19 protein-coding genes and 5 tRNA genes are annotated in these 25,874 nt (G+C 43.5%); 19 read left to right on the forward strand and 5 right to left on the reverse strand.

Features of this window, described 5'->3' with window-relative positions; translation table 11 throughout:
* Positions 1-175: 175 nt before the first annotated feature.
* The 3 genes from ettA to ACYVNW_RS17940 all read right to left on the reverse strand — a co-directional run bounded on the left by ettA (position 176) and on the right by ACYVNW_RS17940 (position 4,270).
* Positions 176-1,858, reverse strand: a complete 1,683-nt coding sequence (ettA, locus tag ACYVNW_RS17930; RefSeq protein WP_460681291.1) for an energy-dependent translational throttle protein EttA — start codon at positions 1,856-1,858, stop codon at positions 176-178.
* Between the two features lie 400 nt (positions 1,859-2,258).
* Positions 2,259-3,458: a family 1 glycosylhydrolase gene (locus ACYVNW_RS17935; protein ID WP_460681292.1), complete on the reverse strand. Its 1,200-nt coding sequence runs from the start codon at positions 3,456-3,458 to the stop codon at positions 2,259-2,261.
* 83 nt (positions 3,459-3,541) lie between these two features.
* Positions 3,542-4,270 (reverse strand): SDR family NAD(P)-dependent oxidoreductase, encoded by a 729-nt coding sequence (locus ACYVNW_RS17940; RefSeq protein ID WP_460681293.1) that lies wholly within the window; start codon positions 4,268-4,270, stop codon positions 3,542-3,544.
* 392 nt (positions 4,271-4,662) lie between these two features.
* On the opposite strand from ACYVNW_RS17940, the gene ACYVNW_RS17945 reads away from it, so the two are divergent.
* Positions 4,663-7,203 carry an ATP-dependent Clp protease ATP-binding subunit gene (locus tag ACYVNW_RS17945; protein ID WP_460681294.1) on the forward strand — a complete coding sequence of 847 codons (2,541 nt, stop codon included), beginning with the start codon at positions 4,663-4,665 and terminating at the stop codon, positions 7,201-7,203.
* Positions 7,204-7,341: 138 nt separating this feature from the next.
* Positions 7,342-7,746: a hypothetical protein gene (locus ACYVNW_RS17950; RefSeq protein WP_460681295.1), complete on the forward strand. Its 405-nt coding sequence runs from the start codon at positions 7,342-7,344 to the stop codon at positions 7,744-7,746.
* A gap of 57 nt (positions 7,747-7,803) precedes the next feature.
* Here the strand turns inward: ACYVNW_RS17950 and ACYVNW_RS17955 are convergent, their stop codons facing one another.
* Both ACYVNW_RS17955 and asnS read right to left on the reverse strand, forming a co-directional pair.
* Positions 7,804-8,895, reverse strand: coding sequence for a carboxypeptidase-like regulatory domain-containing protein (locus ACYVNW_RS17955; protein WP_460681296.1), 1,092 nt, complete (start codon positions 8,893-8,895; stop codon positions 7,804-7,806).
* A gap of 97 nt (positions 8,896-8,992) precedes the next feature.
* Complete coding sequence (asnS, locus tag ACYVNW_RS17960; RefSeq protein WP_460681297.1) at positions 8,993-10,429, reverse strand: asparagine--tRNA ligase; 1,437 nt, start codon at positions 10,427-10,429, stop codon at positions 8,993-8,995.
* 225 nt (positions 10,430-10,654) lie between these two features.
* On the opposite strand from asnS, the gene rpsU reads away from it, so the two are divergent.
* From rpsU to rpoC, 17 genes are all read left to right on the forward strand, one after another.
* On the forward strand, positions 10,655-10,846 hold the full coding sequence (rpsU, locus tag ACYVNW_RS17965; RefSeq protein ID WP_460681298.1) for a 30S ribosomal protein S21: 192 nt from the start codon (positions 10,655-10,657) through the stop codon (positions 10,844-10,846).
* A gap of 82 nt (positions 10,847-10,928) precedes the next feature.
* Positions 10,929-11,819: a tyrosine-type recombinase/integrase gene (locus tag ACYVNW_RS17970; protein ID WP_460681299.1), complete on the forward strand. Its 891-nt coding sequence runs from the start codon at positions 10,929-10,931 to the stop codon at positions 11,817-11,819.
* A 14-nt stretch (positions 11,820-11,833) separates the two neighbouring features.
* Positions 11,834-12,184 carry a ribosome hibernation-promoting factor, HPF/YfiA family gene (gene hpf / locus ACYVNW_RS17975; protein ID WP_460681300.1) on the forward strand — a complete coding sequence of 117 codons (351 nt, stop codon included), beginning with the start codon at positions 11,834-11,836 and terminating at the stop codon, positions 12,182-12,184.
* Between the two features lie 170 nt (positions 12,185-12,354).
* Positions 12,355-12,427, forward strand: a tRNA-Thr gene (locus ACYVNW_RS17980).
* Positions 12,428-12,515: 88 nt separating this feature from the next.
* Positions 12,516-12,598, forward strand: a tRNA-Tyr gene (locus ACYVNW_RS17985).
* Positions 12,599-12,691: 93 nt separating this feature from the next.
* Positions 12,692-12,764: transfer RNA gene (locus ACYVNW_RS17990), tRNA-Gly, on the forward strand.
* A 120-nt stretch (positions 12,765-12,884) separates the two neighbouring features.
* Positions 12,885-12,956: transfer RNA gene (locus ACYVNW_RS17995), tRNA-Thr, on the forward strand.
* Positions 12,957-13,012: 56 nt separating this feature from the next.
* Positions 13,013-14,200, forward strand: a complete 1,188-nt coding sequence (gene tuf / locus ACYVNW_RS18000; RefSeq protein WP_460681301.1) for an elongation factor Tu — start codon at positions 13,013-13,015, stop codon at positions 14,198-14,200.
* 91 nt (positions 14,201-14,291) lie between these two features.
* A tRNA-Trp gene (locus ACYVNW_RS18005) sits at positions 14,292-14,362 on the forward strand.
* A gap of 19 nt (positions 14,363-14,381) precedes the next feature.
* Complete coding sequence (gene secE / locus ACYVNW_RS18010; RefSeq protein WP_460681302.1) at positions 14,382-14,576, forward strand: preprotein translocase subunit SecE; 195 nt, start codon at positions 14,382-14,384, stop codon at positions 14,574-14,576.
* Between the two features lie 21 nt (positions 14,577-14,597).
* Positions 14,598-15,140 (forward strand): transcription termination/antitermination protein NusG, encoded by a 543-nt coding sequence (gene nusG / locus ACYVNW_RS18015; RefSeq protein WP_460681303.1) that lies wholly within the window; start codon positions 14,598-14,600, stop codon positions 15,138-15,140.
* Positions 15,141-15,275: 135 nt separating this feature from the next.
* Positions 15,276-15,719 (forward strand): 50S ribosomal protein L11, encoded by a 444-nt coding sequence (gene rplK, locus ACYVNW_RS18020; protein ID WP_158824924.1) that lies wholly within the window; start codon positions 15,276-15,278, stop codon positions 15,717-15,719.
* 23 nt (positions 15,720-15,742) lie between these two features.
* Positions 15,743-16,441, forward strand: coding sequence for a 50S ribosomal protein L1 (gene rplA / locus ACYVNW_RS18025; protein WP_460681304.1), 699 nt, complete (start codon positions 15,743-15,745; stop codon positions 16,439-16,441).
* Positions 16,442-16,443: 2 nt separating this feature from the next.
* Positions 16,444-16,965: a 50S ribosomal protein L10 gene (gene rplJ / locus ACYVNW_RS18030; protein ID WP_460681305.1), complete on the forward strand. Its 522-nt coding sequence runs from the start codon at positions 16,444-16,446 to the stop codon at positions 16,963-16,965.
* A gap of 62 nt (positions 16,966-17,027) precedes the next feature.
* Complete coding sequence (gene rplL, locus ACYVNW_RS18035; RefSeq protein ID WP_460681306.1) at positions 17,028-17,408, forward strand: 50S ribosomal protein L7/L12; 381 nt, start codon at positions 17,028-17,030, stop codon at positions 17,406-17,408.
* 231 nt (positions 17,409-17,639) lie between these two features.
* Positions 17,640-21,443: a DNA-directed RNA polymerase subunit beta gene (rpoB, locus tag ACYVNW_RS18040; RefSeq protein ID WP_460681307.1), complete on the forward strand. Its 3,804-nt coding sequence runs from the start codon at positions 17,640-17,642 to the stop codon at positions 21,441-21,443.
* Between the two features lie 121 nt (positions 21,444-21,564).
* Positions 21,565-25,851, forward strand: a complete 4,287-nt coding sequence (gene rpoC / locus ACYVNW_RS18045) for a DNA-directed RNA polymerase subunit beta' (protein WP_460681308.1) — start codon at positions 21,565-21,567, stop codon at positions 25,849-25,851.
* Positions 25,852-25,874 lie beyond the last annotated feature (23 nt).

A 25,874-nucleotide genomic window follows, 5' to 3' on the forward strand; every position in this document is an offset into this window, starting at 1 on the left:
AATAATTTATAAGGGTTTGTTATTGCGAGCGGTAATGTGGCAACCGCTTACTGTACAGAAGCGCTGATGCCTCCGTATGGTTGCCACGCTACAGCTCACAATAATAACCTTAAAACAACAAGAGCCAAGAATCTTTTATCTTGATTCTTGGCTCTTGTTTCTTGATTCTAATAACTTATCCCACCAGTTTTTTATACTTAATACGGTGAGGCGTATGATCGCCTAAGCGTTTTTTGCGGTTCTCTTCGTACTCGGAATAGTTGCCTTCAAAGAAGTACACCTGAGATTCACCTTCGAAGGCGAGGATATGGGTACAAATACGATCCAGGAACCAGCGGTCGTGACTGATGATTACTGCACAGCCGCCAAAGTTGTCTAAGGCTTCTTCCAGGGCACGTAGGGTGTTTACGTCAATATCGTTGGTTGGCTCATCCAGCAGCAATACGTTGGATCCCTTTTTCAGTGTAATGGCCAAGTGTACCCGGTTGCGTTCACCACCCGAAAGTACATTTACCTTCTTCTGCTGATCGCCGCCGTTGAAGTTGAAACGTGATACATAGGCGCGTGAATTTACCGGGCGGTTGCCCAGCATTATAGTTTCCTGCCCGTCAGTAATGTTTTCCCAAACAGTTTTGTTGGCATCCAAATCATCATGCATCTGGTCAACGTAACCCAGTGCTACGGTTTCGCCTACGCGAAAAGTACCTGCATCCGGCTGCTCCTGCCCGGTAATGAGGCGGAACAAAGTGGTTTTACCCGCGCCGTTAGGGCCAATGATACCCACAATACCAGCAGGTGGAAGCGAGAAAGTCAGATTTTCGAATAATACTTTATCGCCATAAGTTTTACTTACATTGTTCACCTCAATTACCACATTACCCAAACGAGGACCGGGGGGGATGAACAACTCCAGCTTTTCTTCGCGCTCTTTGGTTTCCTCAGAGGCCAGTTTTTCATAGTTAGCTAAACGGGCCTTGCCTTTGGCATGGCGGGCTTTGGGAGCCATCTTCACCCATTCCAGTTCGCGCTCTAAAGTTTTCTGGCGCTTGCTTTCGGTCTTTTCTTCCTGAGCTAAACGCTTGGCTTTTTGGTCCAGCCATGAAGAGTAATTACCTTTCCATGGTATACCTTCGCCACGGTCCAGTTCCAGAATCCAACCCGCTACATTATCCAGGAAGTAGCGGTCGTGTGTTACGGCAATTACGGTACCCTTATATTGTTTCAGGTGCTGTTCCAGCCAGTCAATAGATTCAGCATCCAAGTGGTTGGTCGGCTCATCTAAAAGTAGTACGTCCGGTTCCTGCAATAGCAGGCGGCACATAGCCACGCGGCGGCGTTCACCGCCCGAAAGTACTGCAATTTTAGCATCCGGGTCGGGGCAGCGCAGGGCATCCATAGCGCGTTCCAATTTGGTATCCAGTTCCCAGGCGTTGGTAGCGTCTATTTTGTCTTGTAGCTCGCCTTGTCGGGCCAGCAGTTTATCCATCGCATCGGCATCCTCATAGTATTCAGGTAAACCGAATTTTTCGTTTATTTCTTCGTATTCTTTTAAAATGGCGGTAGTTTCGGCTACGCCTTCTTCTACTACTTCTTTTACCGTTTTATTTGGGTCCAGTTCCGGCTCCTGCGCCAGGTAACCCACCGAGTAACCCGGCGAAAACACCACTTCGCCCTGGTAAGATTTATCCAGCCCGGCTATAATTTTAAGCAATGATGATTTACCTGAACCGTTTAAACCGATAACGCCAATCTTAGCGCCATAAAAAAACGACAGGTAGATGTTTTTTAACACCTGTTTTTGAGGCGGGTAAATTTTGTTCACCCCCGCCATGGAGAATATGATCTTTTCGTCGGCCATGCAGATTTGTAATTAGTGTGAGCAAATATCAGGTAAAAACTGTGGGTTTACAAAGGAGTGCTGTTGGCTGGTTGAAATATTTGTGGCGTTGGCAGGTTGAAATATTTGTGGCGTTGGCAGGATAGTACGTGGCGTTAATTAGGAAGCGGAAATTTAAATTAATTCATAATGAAGTGGATGTACAATTTATGATATAGGGGTAAGGGTTAGAGAAATGATTGAAAGTCTTAAATTGTATTAATCGTAGTATTTCATATCATTGGGCGTTGCCTTCGGCCCGGGCTATTCACTCCAAGTCCTCGCTATCGCTGTGGGCTTTACGCTGCTATACCTAACGCAAGAAGCAGAACGGCAATGGTTTTTTAGTCTATTGTCCTTCGTCTCAATATCTTTTATCCCTCTACAAATAAGTTTGTATTCCAAAAGCTTCTTCGGCCAACACCGGCTTCCACTCCTCGATCAGTTTTTTATAGGCCTGGCCAACGGGGCGTATTTTGCGGTTGAGGTCATATAGCCCCAAAGTATTTACATTGCCGGCCGGGTCGCGCAGTGCAGAATCCCAGTCTACCTGGTCTAACAGGCTAAACCAGGTGAAGCCCACAATCGGGAAGCCATCCTGCTTAAAGCGATATAAATTAGCCCATTCCTTTTTAAGCCACATTACAGCGTTAGGTTCGGCAATGTTAGTTTCAGTATGCATTACCGGCAGGCGGTAGCGGTCGTAATATTGCTTGGTAATTACGTAATAGCCAAAAATCTCTCCAGATGCAGAAGTACTGCCATCAGGATGAACCATATGCTCATTGGTTACATAATAATCGGTGCCCATAATACACTTGGCTTTTACCTGATGATCATGAAACCAGGTGTATTCTTCATCTGTCATCCCATTATCCAGTAAGTATTTATACATGCGCACACTTACTGGGTGCCCATAGGAAAGATCGAGCGACAAAAAACGCTTCTCGTTCAGGAAATGAGCCATATGCCGGCAGTCAGGATTTTCGGGGTGAAAGTATTCCGATGATTCGCTTTGTATAAAGCTGGCATTAGGCTGTATCTCCAGTATGGCATGCATGGCCATTACATTGGCTTTGCACAAATGCTTAAGTGCAGTAACATAGGCTTTATCACTGCTTAGGCACTCATTCCACCAGCCATACTGGCCAGAGAACATAGCGGTAATAAAAATTTCGTTAATGGGCGTATATAAAGCGGCATGCGGATAACGGCTGGCAAAAGCTTTGGCATATTCCGCAAAAAGTTGCGGAAATTCGGGGTTTTGAAAATCGCCTATCCAATCCGGAACGCCGAAGTGGCACAGGTCGACAATAGGGCAGATATCCAGCCGCTTTAACTCGGCCATGGTTTGATCAGTAAAATCCCATTCGTACTGGCCCGGGCCGGTATGCACCTTATAGTAAGGCGGACCATAGCGTAAAAATTCAATTCCCATCTCCTTTACTAAAGCGAAATCTTCTTTCCAGCGTTCGTAATGACCGGTCTTTTCAAGTTCATCCACCCTTTGTTTTTGGCCATTTACCATAATGGTGGGATAGCTGTTTTCAATACCGGTGCTGAACATGAACTTGCTTTTCATAAATAGATTTATTGGAATAGTTAACGGAGGCTACTGCTCCTTTATTTAATGTTTATTAACGGAAATAAATGGGATGTATATACTTACAAAATATCAAGGCGACCACCATCTACTACTAAGGTAGTGCCATTAATATATGCGGCATCATCAGAAGCCAGGAAACAAATGGCTGCAGCCAGGTTTTCCGGCTTGCCAATAGCACCCTGAATTTTTTCTTTACCGTCTTTAATATTGGGGTTGTCCCATAACATGGGGGTATCTACGGCACCAGGTGCTACGCAGTTAAAGCGTGCTTGGGTGGAAGGATACTCCAGGCATAAACCACGGGTAAATGCTTCAATGGCACCTTTAGTTGCAGCGTAGGGCAGCACATTTGGTGTAGTTTGGTGGGCGTGTACCGAGCTTAAATTTACAATAGCCCCTCCATGCATATGAGGCAGAGCGTATTTGCAGAATAAAAATATAGAACGCAGGTTCACATGCATTACTTTATCCCAATCTTCAATGCTTAAGTCTACAATAGGGGTAAAGGTCATCATGGCAGCATCATTTACAACTATGTCAATGCGGCCATATTTATCAATTATGGTTTTTACGCATTGTTCAATCTGGGCCGGATCACCAATATCAGTTTGAATAAACAAGGCTTCTGCACCGGCAGCCTCGATAGTTTTAACAACAGCATCGCCTTCTTCGGGCTTGCGGCCTACCACAATCACAGTTCCGCCTTCGCGGCCAAACTGCTCGGCCGCTGCCCGCCCGATGCCGGATGTACCGCCGCTAACCAAACAGATTTTATTCTTGAATCTCATCACACTAAATTTCATCAAACAACCAACGTGTGCTTGTTAGGTTTGATATACCACGTATCATTATTGTGGCTGACGGGATGGCAGGATGTGGAGCAAGTAACTGCAATAATTGCAGTGTAGAAAATTAATGACAGTGAGGCATTAAACTTGTAATCAAAATATCTATCAAACTGCTATACATTAAGATACGTAAGTGTGTTAAAAAGGCGTTAAGTAATTTTATTTCGCCCCAAATATTTGAAATTTCGCAATGTTTAATAGATTGCAAAATAATTACTGCGTTTGAGGCAGCAAGTGCCCACATTGGCAGTATTGTTGTTAATACTTGTATACCATCTGTAAACTGCCACAAGCCGTAAGCAGAAACTCACCAAATTTTTGAAAGGTATTATATGGAAGCTAAATTTTCGCCACGAGTAAAAGATGTCATTTCCTACAGCAGGGAAGAGGCATTGCGCCTCGGACATGACTACATTGGTACGGAACACCTGCTGCTGGGTTTGATCCGTGATGGCGATGGTATAGCAATTAAGTTATTAAAAGGCTTAAATGTTGATACAGCCAAATTGCGCCGCGCTGTTGAGGATGCTGTAAAAGGCACCAGCGGCACTAATGTTCATATTGGCAGTATACCACTGACCAAACAAGCAGAAAAAGTATTAAAGATTACTTACCTGGAAGCAAAAATATTTAAAAGCGATATTATTGGCACCGAGCACTTGCTGCTGTCTATTTTACGCGATGAGGATAACATTGCCTCTCAATTATTGATGCAGTTCAACGTTAACTACGATGTGTTTAAACACGAAGTTGAATCGCACAAGAACAATATTACCGACGAGATGCCGGGATCATCAACCGGAGGAGAGGACGACTACAAGGAGGACGATTCTTTCAGCCAGCCTAAAAAGGTATCTGACATCAAATCGAAAACTCCGGTATTAGACAACTTTGGCCGCGATTTAACCAAAGCTGCCGAAGAGGGCAAACTTGACCCGATTGTAGGCCGCGAAAAAGAAATTGAGCGTGTGTCTCAAATCCTGTCTCGCCGTAAAAAGAACAATCCGATTCTGATTGGTGAGCCGGGTGTGGGTAAATCAGCCATTGCTGAAGGTTTGGCACTGCGCATTGTGCAGCGCAAGGTATCGCGCGTATTGTTCAACAAACGTGTAGTTACTTTAGACCTGGCTTCACTGGTGGCCGGTACCAAATACCGCGGTCAGTTTGAAGAGCGAATGAAGGCTGTAATGAATGAGCTGGAAAAATCTCCGGATGTAATTCTGTTCATTGATGAGATTCATACCATTGTAGGCGCTGGCGGTGCATCAGGTTCACTGGATGCTTCAAACATGTTTAAACCTGCTTTGGCCCGTGGAGAAATTCAGTGCATTGGCGCTACTACTTTAGACGAGTATCGTCAGTATATTGAAAAAGATGGCGCTTTAGACCGTCGTTTCCAAAAGGTAATGGTAGAGCCGGCCTCTATTGACGAAACTATTGAGATTTTAAACCGCATCAAAGAAAAATATGAGGAGCACCACGGTGTTACTTATACCGAAGAAGCGATTAAGGCCTGCGTAAACTTAACCTCTCGTTATATTACCGATCGCTTTTTACCAGATAAGGCTATTGATGCTTTAGACGAAGCCGGTTCGCGCGTTCACTTAACCAATATTCATGTGCCTCAAAACATTTTGGATATTGAACAAAAGATTGAGCAGATTAAGATTGAAAAGAACCGTGTAGTGCGCAGCCAGAAATACGAAGAAGCTGCCAAGCTGCGTGATACTGAAAAGCACCTGTTAGAAGAACTGGAGCAAGCCAAGGCCAGCTGGGAAGCTGAAACCAAATCGAAACGTTATACGGTATCAGAAGATAACGTTGCCGAGGTAGTAGCCATGATGACCGGTATACCGGTACAGAAAGTAGGCCAGGCCGACAGCCAGAAGCTGCTGAACATGGGCGAAAAGATCAAAGGCAAAATCATTGGTCAGGATGATGCGGTGAAGAAATTAGCGAAAGCTATACAACGTACCCGTGCCGGCTTGAAAGATCCTAAAAAGCCAATTGGTTCGTTCATCTTCTTAGGCCCTACCGGTGTAGGTAAAACAGAGTTAGCTAAAGAATTAGCCCGCTTTATGTTTGATACAGAGGATGCCTTGATCCAGATTGATATGAGCGAGTACATGGAGAAATTTGCTGTGTCTCGTTTAGTAGGTGCGCCTCCGGGCTACGTAGGTTACGAAGAAGGCGGACAGCTGACTGAGAAAGTGCGTCGTAAGCCATATGCTGTAGTATTGCTGGATGAGATTGAAAAAGCTCACCCGGATGTATTCAACATCCTGCTGCAGGTATTGGATGAAGGTCAGTTAACCGATTCATTGGGCCGCAAGGTAGATTTCAGGAACACCATCATCATCATGACCTCTAACATTGGTGCACGCCAGTTGAAAGATTTTGGTCAGGGTGTAGGGTTCAATACTGCTGCCAAACTGAATCAGGCTGATGCGCACTCCAGAGGCGTGATTGAAAATGCATTGAAACGTGCTTTTGCTCCTGAATTTTTGAACCGTGTGGATGATGTGATTGTGTTTAACTCTTTAACCAAAGAGGACATTTTCCAAATTATCGATATCGAGCTGAAATCACTGTTTGGCCGTATCAATTCACTGGGTTATTCTATCGAGCTGACTGATAATGCCAAGGAAGTAATTGCCGAGCGTGGTTACGACCAAAACTTCGGTGCCCGTCCACTGAAACGCGCTATCCAGAAATACCTGGAAGATCCGATTGCAGAAGAAATTCTGAAAGGTGAACTGGCAGAAGGTGACATTATGGAAGTAGACTTTGATAAAGAAGCCAACGAAATGAAAGTAACTGCCCGTAAACGCGAAGGTGAAGACAAAGCACCGGAGGAAAAGGAAGCGAAATAATTTCACTGACAAATAAATTGAAAAAGGCTGCATGTAACATGCAGCCTTTTTTCGTTTGGTATCGTCTTAATAAAAATGCAGCAGGCGTTAAACCTTTAGGTGCTTACTGCAATCATACAAAAACAAAACTTTATAAACGTGAAAAGAATTTTATCTATCCTATGTTGTGCTGTACTGATGTTTGCAGCCTCATCTTGCGTTAAAAAAGAGTATTACGATACCAATAACAATAAAACGCTGCAATTCACTACCACCAATAGCAGTTGGGTAACCAGTGACGCTGGGAAAAATTTTGCTACCACATTAAAAATACCAGAAATAGACAACTATTTCAATTCTCATGGCGGAGTACTTGTTTATATCTCTTATGATAACGGTGCTACCTTTGAGCAACTCCCCGAAGTATATCAGGGAGTATCTTATAGCTACGAACATACTGTAGGGAAATTGATTATTGGTGCGCAAAGTTATAGTGGTAATGGAACCATCGATAACCCTGGAAATACAACCATTAAAGTGGTACTGATTGACTCTAATGAGTAATAGAAACGATCAACTATATTTTAAAAAGGAGCTGTTAAAATAAGATAGCTCCTTTTTTTATGGCTTTTCTGTTGGCGCATAATTTACCGGCAACAGTGCTGCTACGCCTGTTCTGCCCCATACGCCTTCAAATAGCAGGGTACGGGGAGTCATGATAATGCCGTTACTGTCAAACAAGGTATGGTCATCAGTGAAGTTAATGATGGTTACCGGGTGGTTAGCGTCTTTTTGATCATCGCTTATTTTATAAGCATTATTGTAATCATGCTTTTTAGTGTACATAATGTACAGGTAATCTTTAAACTTTAATGCAAAAATTCCCCTTTGGTCGGTACGCCTGGTATAATCGTTTACATCCAGCGGAGTACTTACCAGCATCTGTGTAGGGCGCGGAACTTCGGGCGTAGCTGCCGGCCTGATGAGGCGCATTACTCTGAATCCTTCCACATCGGGCTGCGCAGCAATAACACTTCTCAAAAAATGCATACTTGAACCCAGGTAAGCTTTTAAGCGGTTCTTTTCCCACCTGCGCTTTTGCGGAGCAGTGCCCGTTAGTTCTTCGAAGAGGGCTGTGCCTTCGTAGTACACAATATGGGTTTTGTATTCTCTGCCATAGCTGCTTACCTGGTAACGCAGGCGATACCCTAACGCTTTATTTTCAACAATCAAGTAATCGGGGGAAGAGCCGGTAAGTTCCCGTTTGGCAGCGTCATAATCAAAACTTAAAATATCAGGGTTGAGTATCCTGCAATCTTTTGCTTCGTCACTGCTGCCCAAAAAATCTTGCTTAAATATGGCGTAGTACCTTTCCCAATTGGCATCCGGCTTGATAGTTACCACCGCTAACTCGGTTGTTTTTTCGGTAAGTAGAATAGGGGCTAATGTAGTATTTTGGGTAACTATAAAGGTGCCCGAATACCGCTCAAAACCTATAGCCGATATAATAATTTCATACTGGCCGGGCTGATTAAGCTTTAATTCGAAGTTGCCGTTAGTATTGGTTTTTGTTCCTAAAGTTGTGTTGTTAATATAAATGCTTACATCACTAACGGGAGAGTTATCTTTACTATTAATTACCTTGCCTGACAACATAATTTGGCCCAAACCAGCAAATGGTAATAATAGGAACAAAAGCAGGTATTTAATCATAGTTCAAATATATAACTAAGTAATTAGTTAATTTAATGGCATGATCAATTAAATTGTGATGAATTAAAAAGGCCCTTCAGTTTGAAGGGCCTGTATGTTAAAATTCTGCGTTCTTAGGAAACCTCGGGAAGGGTATCACATCCCTGATATTCCCCATGCCCGTTACAAAAAGGACTAAGCGTTCAAACCCTAAACCAAAACCGGCGTGCGGACAAGCACCGAAGCGGCGGGTATCCAAATACCACCATAATTCCTCTTTCGGTATACCCATTTCATCCATACGCTGCTCTAATCTATCCAGGCGTTCCTCGCGCTGCGAACCGCCCACAATTTCGCCAATGCCGGGGAATAGAATATCCATAGCTCGTACGGTTTTTCCGTCATCATTCTGGCGCATGTAAAAGGCTTTGATGTCTTTTGGATAATCGGTTAAAATTACCGGCTTTTTAAAATGCTTCTCTACCAGGTAACGCTCGTGCTCCGATTGCAAATCGGCACCCCAGCCTTCAATCAGGTACTGGAATTTCTTCTTTTTATTCGGTGTTGAATCTTTTAATACCTCAATAGCCTGGGTATAAGTTAAACGTTCAAAATCATTGTTGAGGCAAAACTGCAGTTTTTCCAGCAGGCTCATCTCTGAGCGCTCGTTCTGCGGTTTGCTTTTTTCTTCTTCCTGCAAACGCTGGCTAAGGAAAGCCAGATCATCAACATTTTTTTCTAAGGCGTAATTGATGGTGTACTTTAGCAAAGCCTCAGCTAAATCCATGTTATCATCCAGGTCATAGAACGCCATTTCCGGCTCAATCATCCAAAACTCAGCCAGGTGGCGGGTAGTGTTGGAGTTTTCTGCTCGGAAGGTAGGGCCGAATGTGTAAATATCGCTCAAGGCCATCGCACCCAGTTCGCCCTCTAACTGGCCGGATACGGTAAGGTTGGTGGCTTTGCCAAAAAAGTCTTGCTTATAATCAATCTCGCCGGTTTCTGTTTTGGGCGGGTTGGCCAAATCAAAGTTGGTTACTTTAAACGCTTCGCCTGCGCCTTCTGCATCAGAAGCCGTAATTACCGGTGTATGTAAATATACAAAGCCGCGTTCCTGAAAAAACTGGTGTACCGCAAACGCCAAGCTGTTGCGCACCCTAAAGATGGCGCCAAAGGTTTGCGTACGAAAACGAAGGTGTGCAATTTCGCGTAAAAACTCCAGACTATGCTTTTTAGGCTGCAACGGATATTTTTCGGGGTCGCTATCGCCTAATACTTCAATTGCAGTGGCTTTAACCTCAACGCTTTGGCCTTTGCCCAGCGAGGCCACCAGCATACCAGTTGCGCTAATGGCTGCGCCGGTAGTAATGCGTTTCAGTAATTCAGCATCGGTATTTTCGAAGTCAACTACTACCTGTAAGTTCTGATTGGTTGAGCCATCATTTAAAGCAATAAACTGGTTGTTCCTAAAAGTGCGTACCCAGCCCTTAACCGTTACTTGTGTATCGGTCGGCGTATTGTCCAAAATTGCCTTAATTTTTGTGCGCTGACTCATAATGTAATGTTCTGTACTTTATGTAAAAAAATGTTGAACGGCAAAAATACAATTATTTAGGAGTATAGAAATAAGGGTTTTGTTGCTATTGGTTTTATATAAAAAGGAATAAATACCTATGTTGCAGCAACGTAATGATCAGCTGCACATTATTTAAAAACTTTTTCAGAATCAAAAACTTATGTTTACCTTTGACGTCCCTGAAAGGAGGTATGTAAATAAGGTATGATTATCATTAACGTAAAAGAAGGCGAATCATTAGACAAAGCGTTAAAACGCTTCAAAAAGAAATTTGAAAAAACCGGTGTGTTAAGAGAACTCCGTAGCCGTCAGGCTTTCGAGAAAAAGTCAGTGGCCCGCCGCAATGTGGTGAAACACGCCATTTACAAACAGACTTTGAACCAGGACACCCTGTAAGCTGAAAGTTTTTTATTTTCTATTTATATAATAAAACTATTTGTAACTTCATCCTCCCGGTTGATTTTACAAATAGTTTTTTATGTTTATAGCGCGTTTTACACAGTACCTCAAATTCGAAAAACGCTCGTCTGCTCATACCGTTTCTGCCTATGAGTCTGACCTTCTGCAATTTTATTCTTTTCTCGAAACCGCTTATCCAGAGAGGATAGCCACTGAAGAAGTTACACATCATCACATTCGTGGTTGGATGGTGACATTAATGGATAAGCAGGTAACCGCACGTACCGTTGCCCGTAAGCTGGCAACCCTCCGCAAGTATTTTAAATTTCTGGTGCAGGAGCAACTACTGCCTGCCAACCCGGCGGCCAAAGTACAAGCCCCCAAATTGAGTAAGCAGCTGCCAACCGTGGTTGATACCGAGCCGCTAACACAGATGCTGGATAGCGCTGCCATATTCACACCTGATTTTGCAGGGCAGCGTGATAAACTCATTATTGAGCTTCTGTTTGGTACCGGTATACGCCTGGCGGAACTGGTGGGCCTTCAGGAAGCTGATTATAATGCCTACGAGCAAACCATTAAAGTGTTGGGCAAGCGCAATAAGCAGCGCATCATTCCGCTTAACAAAGAGTTAATTGCCACCCTGCAAAACTATCTGTTGTTAAAAAGAAATGAAATTTTTGATAACAAATCATTAAGCCTCATCGTTACAAATAAAGGAGCTGTTACTTATTCAAAATTTATTTATCTGATTGTGCATAAATATTTGTCATATATATCAACCCAGGATAAAAAAAGCCCGCATGTGCTAAGGCATACCTTCGCTACTGCACTGCTGAATAAGGGCGCCGACCTGAATGCCATCAAAGACCTGCTGGGCCATGCCAATTTGAGCGCTACCCAGATTTATACCCATAATTCAGTTGAGCGATTAAAGTCTATTTATAAACAAGCCCACCCAAAGGCTTAAAAAAAGGAGTACTCATGAAAATCACAGTTCAATCAATCCATTTCGATGCAGACCGTAAGTTGTTAGATTTTATTCAAAAAAAAGCCGATAAGCTGGATCTGTTTTATGACAAGATTATTAGCGGCGAGGTGTACCTGAAAGTTGAAAACGTAGAAGATGAAGCCAACAAAAGGGCAGAAATTAAATTAAATTTACCCGGCACACAATTATTTGCCAAGCACCAGTGCAAAACATTTGAAGAGTGTATTGATATGGCCCTTGAAGGACTGAGAAAGCAAATTGCCAAGTACAAGCAAAAGCAAAACGCTGGTATTGAGGCAGCTAAAAAGGCAGACGTGGCGCTGCTTACTGATGACGAATTCTAAGAGAAATTAAATTAATAAATCGCTGAAATGGACGGGGCAGAGGCTCCGTCCATTTTTTTTTAAAAATATTTTGCAAGGGATGTTTTTTGTGTACATTTGCAAACCCTTTCGGAAAGGCGCTTACATAAGCAAACCACCTAAAGGAACGGTTCTTTAAAAAGATAAAATTAGCCTCCTTAGCTCAGCTGGTAGAGCAACTGACTTGTAATCAGTAGGTCATTGGTTCGATCCCGATAGGAGGCTCAGGGTAAATTTCGGATGTCGGAATTTTGATTTGGGAAATATGTTAAATTAAATCCGAAATTGAATATTCGAAATCCGAAATCCCGATGGGGAGATTCCAGAGCGGCCAAATGGATCAGACTGTAAATCTGCTGTCTTACGACTTCGGAGGTTCGAATCCTCCTCTCCCCACAACGCAGCAATGAGTGAATTGTTGAGTGAGTTAATGAGTGATTAAATGTTCACTGATTGTTTCATTCACCAATTCACTCGTTTTGCAAAAAAGCGGAAGTAGCTCAGTTGGTAGAGCGATAGCCTTCCAAGCTATAGGTCGCGAGTTCGAACCTCGTCTTCCGCTCAATATAAGCCGGATTTCGAATGTTCGATTTCGGATTTATAAAAAGAATAAAGGGTAGCTGGTTGTTGGTTTCGGAAACACCCGAAATTAAACATCTGACATCCGAAATGAAAGTAATAAGCCGACGTAGCTCAGGGGTAGAGCACTTCCTTGGTAAGGAAGAGGCCAAGGGTTCAAATCCCTTCGTTGGCTCTCGTTTTTTAAGCGAACATTAAAGAGTAAATTAACCTACAAACATTAAATAAATCATGGCAAAAGAAAAGTTTGACCGCAGTAAGCCGCACTTAAACATCGGTACTATCGGTCACGTTGACCACGGTAAAACAACCCTGACCGCAGCCATCACCAAAGTATTGGCTGATAAAGGTTTATCTGAAGCTCGTTCTTTCGATTCAATCGACTCAGCTCCTGAAGAAAAAGAGCGTGGTATCACCATCAACACTGCACACGTTGAGTATTCAACTGCTAACCGTCACTACGCTCACGTTGACTGTCCAGGTCACGCTGACTACGTAAAGAACATGGTTACTGGTGCTGCACAAATGGACGGTGCTATCCTGGTAGTTGCTGCTACCGATGGTCCAATGCCACAAACTCGTGAGCACATCCTGTTAGCTCGTCAGGTAGGTGTACCTGCTTTGACTGTTTTCATGAACAAAGTTGACATGGTTGATGATCCTGAGCTGTTAGAATTAGTTGAAATGGAAATTCGTGAATTATTATCATTCTATGAATTCCCTGGCGACGATATCCCAGTTATCCAAGGTTCAGCTTTAGGTGGCCTGAATGGCGAGCCTAAATGGGTTGACAAGATTATGGAACTGATGGACAATGTAGATAACTACATTCCAATCCCTCCACGTCTGACTGATCTTCCTTTCCTGATGCCAGTAGAAGACGTATTCTCAATCACTGGTCGTGGTACTGTAGCTACCGGTCGTATTGAGCGTGGTGTAATCAACTCTGGTGATCCGGTTGATATCCTGGGTATGGGTGCTGAAAACCTGAAATCTACTGTTACAGGTGTGGAAATGTTCCGCAAAATCCTTGACCGTGGTGAAGCTGGTGACAACGTAGGTTTATTGTTACGTGGTATTGAGAAAACTGATATCCGCCGTGGTATGGTTATCTGTAAACCAGGTTCAGTAACTCCTCACACCGATTTCAAAGCCGAAGTTTACGTATTATCAAAAGCTGAAGGTGGTCGTCACACTCCATTCTTCAACAAATACCGTCCTCAATTCTATTTCCGTACCACTGACGTAACTGGTGAGATTTCACTGGCCGAAGGTGTAGAAATGGTTATGCCTGGTGATAACGTTACTATCACTGTGTCATTAATCAACCCTATCGCGATGGAAAAAGGCTTACGTTTCGCTATCCGTGAAGGTGGTCGTACCGTAGGTGCAGGTCAGGTAACTGAAATTTTAAAATAACCTGCCTCAATCCCGCAAGGGAAAAAAGGATAGGTTAATTATACAAAACAAAGTACTCAGCATCAGCTGAGTGCTTTGTTTTAAATTACACACGGGAATAGTTCAACGGTAGAATAGAGGTCTCCAAAACCTTTGATCAGGGTTCGAATCCTTGTTCCCGTGCTCTTAATTAATTTGCAAAATGGCTTCAGTAGCACAATACATCAGAGAGTCGTATGTTGAAATGACCGAGAAGGTAACCTGGCCAACCTGGCGCGAGCTGCAAAGCAGTGCGTTGCTGGTATTGGTAGCTGCCATTATCATCGCTTTGGTTATTTTCGGTATGGACCAGGTAATTGGCTATGTGTTGAGGTTGTTTTACAATTCACTTACCTAATTTAACAGTATAAGATACACAATGGCTGATCAGTTAAAATGGTATGTGGTAAGGGCCGTAAGCGGTAAAGAAAAAAAAGTAAAGCAATATATTGATGCCGAAATTAACCGTTTGGGCATTTCTAATTTAGTACCGCAGGTACTTATCCCTACTGAGAAATACTATCAAATGCGCGATGGCAAGAAGATTGCCAAAGAGCGTAACTACTTTCCGGGCTATGTGCTGATGGAAGCAGCGCTTGACGGAGAGCTGGAACACGTGATAAAAAACATCAACAGTGTAATTGGTTTTTTGGGCGATAAAGCCGGGAATGCCATCCCACTGCGCCAGGCCGAAGTGAACCGCATTTTAGGCAAGGTTGATGAAATGGCCGAACAAGGCGAAACCATGAACGTGCCTTATTACGTTGGCGAAAACGTAAAAGTAATGGATGGTCCCTTCAATGGTTTCAGCGGCGTGATAGAAGAAGTAAACGAGGAAAAGAAGAAGCTGAAGGTAATGGTAAAGATATTCGGCCGACGAACGCCCCTCGAACTCAACTACATGCAGGTAGAAAAGGAATAAAAAATAAATTTAAAATTCAGCCCGCAAATATCAAATTAAATAACGATATTTGCGGGCTGAATTTTTATAGTTCAGTACAAAAAAATGTTACGATAGCTTCCACTTACTAACATTAATACAATTAATTAATTAACAATGGCAAAAGAAGTCGGTGCGTTAGTAAAACTACAAGTTAAAGGCGGCGCTGCAAATCCATCTCCTCCAATTGGCCCTGCATTGGGTGCAAAAGGTGTGAACATCATGGAGTTTTGCAAGCAGTTTAATGCACGTACTCAGGATAAACCAGGTAAAGTATTACCTGTGGTTATTACCGTGTACACAGACAAGTCATTTGATTTTATCATTAAAACCCCTCCGGTAGCTATCCAGCTGTTAGAGGCCTCAGGTTTAAAAGGTGGTTCTGCTGAGCCCAACCGTAAAAAGGTAGCCAATGTAAATTGGGAGCAGGTAGAAACCATTGCTAAAGATAAAATGCCTGACTTAAATGCATTTACTGTAGAATCAGCTATGAAAATGGTAGCTGGTACTGCCCGCAGTATGGGGATTACCGTTTCTGGTACTGCTCCCTGGAACCAATAATTAACTCAAATCAGTTTAAGACAGTGGCTAGATTAACAAAAAATCAAAAAGCAGTACTCTCCAAAATTGAGGCGAACAAAGCGTACACACTGCAGGATGCATCTGCCTTAGTGAAGGAAATTACCACCACTAAATTTGATGCCTCGGTAGATATTGATGTTCGTTTGGGTGTTGATCCGCGTAAAGCCAATCAAATGGTGCGTGGTATCGCTACTCTGCCTCATGGAACCGGTAAGACTGTACGCGTGCTGGTACTTTGTACGCCTGACAAAGAGCAGGAAGCAAAGGACGCAGGTGCAGACTACGTAGGTTTGGACGATTATATTGCGAAAATAGAAGGCGGATGGACTGATGTTGACATTATCATCACTATGCCAAGCGTAATGGCTAAGGTAGGTCGTTTGGGTCGTATTTTAGGCCCGCGTAACCTGATGCCTAACCCTAAATCTGGTACAGTAACTCCTGAAGTAGGTAAAGCTGTAAAAGAGGTTAAAGCTGGTAAAATTGATTTTAAGGTTGACAAAACCGGTATCATTCATGCTTCAATAGGTAAAGTATCTTTCCCTCCTGAGCAAATTTATGAAAACGCTTTAGAGGTGTTGCAAACACTTTCAAAGTTAAAACCATCAGCAGCTAAGGGTACATATTTCAAAAGCATTCACGTTTCTTCAACCATGTCTCCGGGCATCGAGGTAGAAACCAAATCAGTAGCGGGGATCTAATCATGAATAAAGAAGAAAAATACGAACTGGTTAGTGCTCTTACCGAGCAGATCAACGAGTATGGTAATTTCTATATTACTGATACTGCAGACCTTTCTGTTGAAAAGGTGAACAACATTCGCCGTAAATGCTTTGAAAGCGATATCACCATGCAGGTGGCTAAAAACAGCTTAATTGAAAAAGCTTTAGAAGCCGCAGAAGGTGATTTCAGTGCCATATACGATACACTTAAAGGTACTTCAACTATCCTGTTCTCTAGGTCAGCAAAAGCTCCGGCTAAGTTGATTAAAGAGCTGAGAAAGAAAGGCGACAAGCCAGTACTTAAAGCTGCGTATGTATATTCATCAGCATTTGTTGGCGACAGCCAGCTGGATGCATTACTGACCCTGAAATCGAAAGAAGAATTGGTTGGCGATATCATCGGCTTGCTGCAATCTCCTGCTAAAAACGTACTTTCTGCTTTACAATCAGGCGGAACTACAATTGCAGGTTTGGTAAAAACATTACAAGAAAGAGAAGGTTAATTCCGGCACCTTAAAGCTCGGAGAATTAAACAACAACACGCAAAGTAAAAAATTAAAATACAATGGCGGATTTAAAAGCATTTGCTGAACAGTTAGTAAACTTAACAGTAAAAGAAGTTAACGAATTAGCTCAAATTCTGAAAGATGAGTATGGTATTGAACCAGCTGCTGCAGCTGTAGCTGTTGCTGCTCCTGCCGCTGGCGGTGATGCTCCTGCTGCTGAAGCAGTTCAAACTGCATTTGACGTTATCCTGAAAGAAGCAGGTGGCGCTAAATTACAAGTAGTTAAATTAGTAAAAGATTTAACCGGCTTAGGTTTGAAAGAAGCTAAAGATTTAGTTGACGGTGCACCAAAAGAATTAAAAGCTGGTGTTACTAAAGAAGAAGCTGAATCATTGAAAAAACAATTAGAAGAAGCAGGAGCTGTTGTTGAGATTAAATAATTTATCTCAATAACGCCCATCACATAAGACTCCGACCCGTAAAAAGGTCGGGGTCTATTGTCGTTTATATAGGCTTGTAGCCTTCGGAAGATTTGAGACGTTAGATATGAGATATGAGATTGAGGCAACATTATCCAGTTGTTTTACTCATAAATTTGTAAATCTTAAATCTAATATCTCACTTCTCATATCTACCAATAAGTTTGTTCATACAATTAAAACTATATTCCCTTGGCAAACAAAAATGATCAAAGAGTAAACTTTGCAACCAGCAGGCACGTCATTGACTATCCTGACTTTCTGGATGTACAGTTGCAATCTTTCCAGGAATTTTTTCAATTAGAAACCACTTCAGACAACCGCCACAAAGAGGGTTTGTTTAAAGTATTCGCCGAGAACTTTCCGATATCCGACTCAAGGAACATCTTTGTTCTGGAGTTTCTGGATTACTTTATTGACCCGCCGCGTTATGATATACAGGAATGTATTGAGCGTGGGTTAACTTACAGTGTGCCATTAAAAGCAAAGCTTCGCCTCTCTTGTAACGATGAGGAGCACGAAGACTTTGAAACCATCGTACAGGACGTGTACTTGGGTACCATCCCTTACATGACCCCTAAAGGTACTTTTGTGATTAATGGCGCCGAGCGTGTTATTGTATCGCAATTGCACCGCTCACCTGGTGTATTCTTTGGCCAAAGCCGCCACACCAACGGTACTAAATTGTACTCAGCCCGTGTTATTCCTTTCAAAGGTTCGTGGATTGAGTTTGCTACAGACGTAAACAACGTAATGTACGCTTACATTGACCGTAAAAAGAAATTCCCGGTTACTACCTTGCTGCGTGCCATCGGTTATGATTCTGACAAAGACATTTTGGAGCTTTTCGAATTGGCTGATGAAGTAAAGGTAAGCAAATCTGGCCTGAAGAAATTTATTGGCCGTAAGCTTGCTGCAAGGGTGCTTAAAAAATGGGTGGAAGATTTTGTGGACGAAGATACCGGTGAAGTGGTATCTATTGACCGTAATGAAATCATCCTGGAGCGCGAAACCGTTTTGGAAGATGACCATATTGACATGATCATTGACGCCGGTGTGAAAACCATCATTCTGAACAAGGAAGATGCATCTACCAGCGGTGATTATACCATTATATATAATACCTTACAAAAAGATACTTCAAACTCAGAGAAAGAAGCGGTAGAGCACATCTATCGTCAGTTACGTAATGCTGAACCACCGGATGAGGAAACTGCCCGTGGTATCATCGACCGTTTGTTCTTCTCTGATAAGAGATATGACTTGGGTGATGTGGGTCGTTACCGCATCAACCGTAAGCTGAAGATGGATACTTCGGATGATACCAAGGTGTTAACCAAGGCCGATATTATTGCCATCGTAAAGTACTTAATCAAGTTGATTAACTCTAAGGCCGAGGTGGATGATATCGACCACTTGTCAAACCGTCGTGTACGTACGGTAGGCGAGCAGTTGTATGCACAGTTCGGTGTAGGTTTAGCCCGTATGGCCCGTACCATTCGCGAGCGTATGAACATCCGCGACAACGAGGTGTTCACGCCAACCGATTTGATCAATGCCCGTACGCTGTCTTCAGTAATCAACTCGTTCTTCGGTACCAATCAGCTGTCTCAGTTTATGGACCAAACCAACCCACTGGCCGAGATTACGCACAAGCGTCGTTTATCAGCCCTGGGCCCTGGTGGTCTGTCGCGCGAGCGTGCAGGTTTCGAGGTTCGTGACGTTCACTACACTCACTACGGTCGTTTGTGTACCATCGAAACTCCCGAAGGTCCGAACATTGGTTTGATCTCATCACTGTGTGTTCATGCTAAGATTAACAATTTAGGCTTTATCGAAACCCCATACAAACGGGTGGTTGAAGGTAAAGTAGCTGTCGACGAGCCGGTAATCTACCTGTCTGCAGAAGATGAAGACGGTAAAACCATTGCACAGGCTAACGCTATGTATGATGACAATGGCCAGTTTGATACTGCACGTGTGAAAGCACGTTTCGAAGGTGACTTCCCGGTTATTGAACCAGAGCGTTTGGATTATATGGACGTTGCCCCGAACCAGATTACCTCTATTGCGGCTTCGCTGATTCCGTTCCTGGAGCATGATGATGCTAACCGTGCCTTGATGGGTTCGAACATGCAACGCCAGGCGGTACCACTGCTGCGCCCTGAAGCGCCGATTGTAGGTACCGGTTTGGAAGGCCGTGTAGCAAAAGATTCTCGTACCCTGATCAACGCTGAAGGCGATGGGGTTGTAGAGTATGTAGATGCTAACGAAATCCATATCCGTTATGACCGTAACGAAGATGATCGTTTGATCTCTTTTGACGAGGATACCAAGAAATACCGCCTGACTAAGTTTAAGAAAACTAACCAGAGCACCACTATGAACCTGAAACCAATCGTGATTAAAGGCGAGCGTGTTTCTAAAGGTCAGGTACTGTGCGAGGGTTATGCTACTCAAAATGGTGAGCTGGCTTTAGGCCGTAACCTGAAAGTTGCGTTCATGCCTTGGCAGGGATATAATTTTGAGGATGCGATTGTAATTTCTGAGCGCGTAGTATCTCAGGATATCTTTACTTCACTGCACGTTGAAGAGTTCGAACTTGAAGTTCGTGACACTAAACGTGGTGAGGAGGAACTGACTCCGGATATCCCTAACGTATCTGAAGAAGCTACTAAAGACTTGGACGAAGACGGTATCATCCGTGTAGGTGCCGAGGTTAAGGAAGGCGACATCCTGATTGGTAAGATTACCCCTAAAGGTGAGTCTGACCCTTCACCGGAAGAGAAGCTGTTACGTGCCATCTTTGGTGACAAAGCCGGCGACGTGAAAGACGCTTCATTGAAAACTCCACCGTCTATCAGCGGTGTAGTAATTGATACCAAATTATTCTCTCGTGCTAAAAAGACTTCAAAAGCTGAAGAAAAAGCACAGTTAGAGAAACTGGATACCCGCCACGAAAAAGCCAACCGCGACCTGAAAAATCGTTTGGTTGATAAGCTTTTCGAAATTGTGAATGGTAAAACTTCACAAGGTATCTACAATGTTTACAAAGAGCTGCTGGTACCAAAAGGTGTGAAATTCACGCAGAAAACTTTGGCTGAGTTGAACTACGAAAACATCAACCCAACCAAGTGGACTACTGATGATGACAAGAACGATCAGATTAAGACTACCCTGCACAACTACAACATTAAGTTGAACGAAGAACTGGGTGCTTACCGCCGTGATAAATTTGCTATCAGTGTGGGTGATGAGCTGCCATCGGGTATCGTACAAATGGCTAAGGTTTACATTGCTAAAAAGCGTAAACTGAAAGTGGGTGATAAAATGGCCGGCCGTCACGGTAATAAAGGTATTGTTGCCCGCATCGTTCGCGATGAGGACATGCCATTCTTGGAGGACGGAACACCGGTTGATATTGTGTTGAACCCACTGGGTGTACCTTCACGTATGAACCTGGGCCAGATTTACGAAACCGTATTGGGTTGGGCCGGTAAAGAATTGGGCTTAAAATTTGCAACCCCGATTTTTGATGGTGCTACTTATGACGAGGTAGAAGAGTGGATTGCGAAAGCAGGTCTGCCGGCTACCGGTCGTACTTACCTATATAACGGCTTAACCGGTGAGCGCTTTGACCAGCCAACCACAGTAGGTATTATCTATATGCTGAAACTGGGTCACATGGTTGATGATAAGATGCACGCCCGTTCAATCGGCCCGTACTCACTGATTACACAACAACCATTGGGTGGTAAAGCTCAATTCGGTGGTCAGCGTTTTGGTGAGATGGAAGTTTGGGCACTGGAAGCATTCGGTGCAGCTAACATCCTTCAGGAAATCCTGACTGTGAAATCGGATGACGTTATTGGTCGTGCCAAAACTTACGAGGCTATCGTTAAAGGTGAAAACCTGCCAACACCATCAGTACCAGAATCATTCAACGTATTGGTTCATGAGTTACGCGGCTTAGGCTTGGATATCACTTTAGAATAATAAAAATTGATTAGTGAGGGATTGAATGCTCCGGCATTCAATCCTTTGTTAACTTCTATGTGCAAGGAGAGTAAATGGAAAATATCTGTTACTCATTCACTAAATCATTTAAAAAAGAACTATGTCTTACAAAAAGGATAATAAAATCAAAAGTAACTTTACCACCATTACCATCAGTTTGGCCTCACCTGAGTCCATTCTGGAGCGTTCAAGTGGCGAAGTATTAAAACCCGAAACCATCAACTACCGGACATACAAACCCGAGCGTGATGGTTTATTCTGCGAGCGTATTTTCGGTCCGGTTAAGGATTACGAATGCCATTGCGGTAAATACAAACGTATTCGTTACAAAGGTATCGTGTGCGACCGTTGCGGTGTTGAAGTAACCGAGAAGAAAGTACGTCGTGAGCGTATGGGCCACATCAATCTGGTGGTTCCGGTAGCACACATCTGGTATTTCCGTTCTTTGCCAAACAAAATCGGTTACCTGCTGGGCTTACCTACCAAAAAGCTCGACCTGATTATTTATTATGAAAGATATGTAGTTATTCAGCCTGGTATTAAGGAAGCTGACGGAATTTCAAAAATGGATTTCCTGACAGAAGAAGAATACCTGGATGTGTTGGATACTTTACCAAAAGAAAACCAATACCTGGATGACAAAGATCCACAAAAATTTGTGGCTAAAATGGGTGCTGAGGCACTTGAAGAATTATTAAAACGCCTGCAGTTAGACCAGTTATCTTACGATCTACGTCACCAGGCGGCTAACGAAACTTCGCAGCAACGTAAAAACGAAGCGCTGAAACGCCTGCAGGTAGTTGAAGCCTTCCGCGATGCGCAAGGCCATATTGATAACAACCCGGAGTGGATGATTGTAAAGATCGTTCCAGTTATTCCGCCAGAGTTGCGTCCGTTAGTGCCATTGGAAGGTGGCCGTTTTGCAACTTCGGATTTGAATGACTTATACCGTCGTGTAATTATCCGTAACAACCGTTTAAAACGCTTAATTGAAATCAAAGCTCCTGAAGTAATCTTACGTAACGAAAAACGTATGTTACAAGAAGCGGTAGATTCATTATTTGATAACTCACGTAAAGTTAACGCCGTTAAAACTGAAGGTAACCGCGCCCTGAAATCACTTTCTGATATCTTGAAAGGTAAACAAGGCCGTTTCCGTCAAAACTTGTTAGGTAAACGTGTGGATTATTCAGCGCGTTCAGTAATTGTTGTTGGCCCTAACCTGAAACTGCACGAGTGTGGTTTACCAAAGGATATGGCTGCCGAGTTGTTCAAACCGTTCATTATTCGTAAAATGATTGAACGTGGTGTGGTAAAAACGGTAAAATCGGCTAAAAAGATTGTTGACCGTAAAGACCCACTGGTTTGGGACATTCTGGAAAACGTACTGAAAGGTCATCCTGTATTATTGAACCGTGCACCTACGCTGCACCGTTTAGGTATTCAGGCTTTCCAGCCTAAACTGGTTGAAGGTAAAGCGATTCAATTGCACCCCTTAACCTGTACCGCATTCAACGCCGACTTTGACGGTGACCAGATGGCGGTGCACGTACCACTGGGTAATGCTGCTATTCTGGAAGCCCAAATTCTGATGTTGGCTTCACACAACATCTTAAACCCTGCCAATGGTACGCCTATTACAGTACCATCTCAGGATATGGTGTTGGGTCTTTACTATATCACTAAAGGCCGCAAGACTGATGAAACCCGTGTGGTAAAAGGCGAAGGCCTGTCTTTCTATTCTCCAGAGGAAGTAACTATTGCTTACAACGAGAAGAAAGTTGACCTGCATGCGTTCATCAAAGTAAAAGTAAACGTTAAAGAGCGCGATGGCTCTATTGTAAATAAACTGACCGAAACTACTGTAGGCCGCGTACTGTTTAACCAGCACGTACCTGAAGAAGTAGGTTACATTAACGAGTTGCTGACCAAAAAATCACTGCGCGACATTATTGGCGAGGTAGTTAAAACTACCGGTATGGCCCGTGCCGCACAGTTTTTGGATGACATTAAGGAATTAGGTTTCCAAATGGCATTCCGTGGTGGTCTGTCATTCAACCTGCAAGACGTAAACATTCCTGCACAAAAGGTAGATTTGATTCAGCAGGCATCTAACGAAGTTGAAGAAGTAATGAACAACTACAACATGGGTTTCATTACCAACAACGAGCGTTACAACCAGATCATTGATATCTGGACCCGTATCAACAACCGTTTAACAGCCAACGTAATGGACATTCTGTCTAACGATAACCAAGGCTTTAACTCGGTTTACATGATGCTGGATTCAGGTGCCCGTGGTTCTAAAGAGCAGATTCGTCAGCTGGCCGGTATGCGTGGTCTGATGGCGAAACCTCAAAAATCAGGTTCAGGCGGTGAAATTATCGAGAACCCGATTCTGTCTAACTTTAAAGAAGGTCTGTCGGTATTAGAGTATTTCATCTCTACCCACGGTGCCCGTAAAGGTTTGGCGGATACGGCTTTGAAAACAGCTGATGCTGGTTACCTGACCCGTCGTTTACATGACGTTGCCCAGGATATGATTGTAGGAGAAGAAGATTGCGGTACTTTACGCGGTATCTTTACTACAGCATTGAAAGACAACGAGGATATTGTAGAGCCATTGTACGACCGTATTTTGGGCCGTACTTCGCTGCACGATGTGCATGACCCTATCACCAATGAACTGCTGGTATCTGCCGGACAGGACATTACTGAAGACATTGGTAAAGCGATTGAGAACTCTCCATTAGAAGGTATCGAAATTCGTTCGGTGTTAACTTGCGAAAGCAAGCGCGGTGTATGTGCCATGTGTTATGGCCGTAACCTGGCCAGTGGCAAGCGTGTTCAGCGTGGTGAGGCAGTAGGTGTAATTGCAGCACAGTCTATCGGTGAGCCGGGTACACAGTTAACCCTGCGTACATTCCACGTGGGTGGTACTGCATCAAACATTGCGGCTGAGTCACAAATCAGTGCCCGTTATAATGGTATCATCGAGTTTGAAAACGTACGTACTGTACCTTTTGAAACGGCTGAAGACGGTACTTTAGACGTAGTGCTGGGTCGTTCAGGTGAGTTCCGCATTTTAGAAGAAGGCAGCAACAAGGTAATCATGACCAATAATATTCCATACGGTTCATACCTGTATGTGAAAGATGGTAGCAAGATTACCAAAGGCGACCGTATCTGTTCATGGGATCCGTACAACGCGGTAATAATTTCAGAGTTTGCCGGTGTTGCTCAATTCGAAGCGGTATTGGAAGGCATCACTTTCCGTGAGGAATCTGATGAGCAAACCGGTCACCGCGAAAAAGTAATTATTGATACCCGCGATAAAACCAAGAACCCGGTAATTCAAATTGCCGACCGTACCGGTGTAATCAAAGGTTACAATATCCCGGTAGGGGCACACATCGCGGTAGATGAAGGTGAGAAAATTCAAACCGGACAGGTAATTGCCAAGATTCCTCGTTCAACCGGTAAAACTCGGGATATCACCGGTGGTCTGCCACGTGTAACTGAGTTATTCGAAGCACGTAACCCATCAAACCCTGCGGTAGTAACCGAAATTGATGGTGTGGTAACTTTAGGTGGTGTAAAACGTGGTAACCGCGAAATTACTATCGAAAGCCGCGACGGACAAGTGAAGAAATACTTGGTGCCATTATCTAAACACATCCTGGTACAGGATAACGACTTTATCCGTGCCGGTATGCCATTGTCTGACGGTTCAATCTCTCCTGCCGATATCCTGGCCATTAAAGGCCCGGCTGCGGTACAAGAGTATCTGGTAAATGGTATTCAGGAAGTTTACCGTTTACAAGGTGTGAAAATCAACGACAAGCACTTCGAAGTGATTGTTCACCAGATGATGCAGAAAGTATCTATCGAGGATCCGGGCGATACCCGCTTCCTGGAAAGAGAAGCTGTTGACAGCTGGGATTTCATGATGGAGAATGACGAAATATTCGATAAGAAAGTAGTTGTTGATCCGGGAGATTCTAATAACCTGAAAGCAGGCCAGATTGTATCACTGCGTAAACTGCGCGATGAGAACTCTATGCTGCGCCGTAAGGATCAGAAAACAGTGGAAGTGAGAGATGCCATTGCGGCTACCTCAAGCCCGATGTTGCAGGGTATTACCCGTGCATCGTTAGGTACCAAATCGTTCATCTCGGCGGCATCCTTCCAGGAAACCACCAAAGTGTTGAACGAGGCTGCCATTGCCGGTAAGAAAGACAATATGCTGGGTCTGAAAGAGAACGTAATTGTAGGTCACTTGATTCCTTCAGGTACTGGTTTACGTATCTATGATAACATCCGTGTAGGCTCACAAGAAGAGTTCGACCGTTTGATGGCGTCTAAAACAGAAGAAGCAGCAGTTTAGTTTTAATAATTTCTGTAATTTCG

This window comes from Mucilaginibacter koreensis, assembly GCF_054783355.1.

What these genes read in the sequence shown, in the direction of transcription:
- ACYVNW_RS17970 (WP_460681299.1), top strand. Translation starts at nt 10,929, where the DNA reads ATGTTTATAGCGCGTTTTACACAGTACCTCAAATTCGAAAAACGCTCG.
- ACYVNW_RS17935 (WP_460681292.1), bottom strand. Translation starts at nt 3,458, where the DNA reads ATGAAAAGCAAGTTCATGTTCAGCACCGGTATTGAAAACAGCTATCCC.
- ettA (WP_460681291.1), bottom strand. Translation starts at nt 1,858, where the DNA reads ATGGCCGACGAAAAGATCATATTCTCCATGGCGGGGGTGAACAAAATT.
- hpf (WP_460681300.1), top strand. Translation starts at nt 11,834, where the DNA reads ATGAAAATCACAGTTCAATCAATCCATTTCGATGCAGACCGTAAGTTG.
- rplL (WP_460681306.1), top strand. Translation starts at nt 17,028, where the DNA reads ATGGCGGATTTAAAAGCATTTGCTGAACAGTTAGTAAACTTAACAGTA.
- rpsU (WP_460681298.1), top strand. Translation starts at nt 10,655, where the DNA reads ATGATTATCATTAACGTAAAAGAAGGCGAATCATTAGACAAAGCGTTA.
- asnS (WP_460681297.1), bottom strand. Translation starts at nt 10,429, where the DNA reads ATGAGTCAGCGCACAAAAATTAAGGCAATTTTGGACAATACGCCGACC.
- rplK (WP_158824924.1), top strand. Translation starts at nt 15,276, where the DNA reads ATGGCAAAAGAAGTCGGTGCGTTAGTAAAACTACAAGTTAAAGGCGGC.
- secE (WP_460681302.1), top strand. Translation starts at nt 14,382, where the DNA reads ATGGCTTCAGTAGCACAATACATCAGAGAGTCGTATGTTGAAATGACC.
- tuf (WP_460681301.1), top strand. Translation starts at nt 13,013, where the DNA reads ATGGCAAAAGAAAAGTTTGACCGCAGTAAGCCGCACTTAAACATCGGT.
- nusG (WP_460681303.1), top strand. Translation starts at nt 14,598, where the DNA reads ATGGCTGATCAGTTAAAATGGTATGTGGTAAGGGCCGTAAGCGGTAAA.
- ACYVNW_RS17955 (WP_460681296.1), bottom strand. Translation starts at nt 8,895, where the DNA reads ATGATTAAATACCTGCTTTTGTTCCTATTATTACCATTTGCTGGTTTG.
- rpoC (WP_460681308.1), top strand. Translation starts at nt 21,565, where the DNA reads ATGTCTTACAAAAAGGATAATAAAATCAAAAGTAACTTTACCACCATT.
- ACYVNW_RS17940 (WP_460681293.1), bottom strand. Translation starts at nt 4,270, where the DNA reads ATGAGATTCAAGAATAAAATCTGTTTGGTTAGCGGCGGTACATCCGGC.
- rplJ (WP_460681305.1), top strand. Translation starts at nt 16,444, where the DNA reads ATGAATAAAGAAGAAAAATACGAACTGGTTAGTGCTCTTACCGAGCAG.
- ACYVNW_RS17945 (WP_460681294.1), top strand. Translation starts at nt 4,663, where the DNA reads ATGGAAGCTAAATTTTCGCCACGAGTAAAAGATGTCATTTCCTACAGC.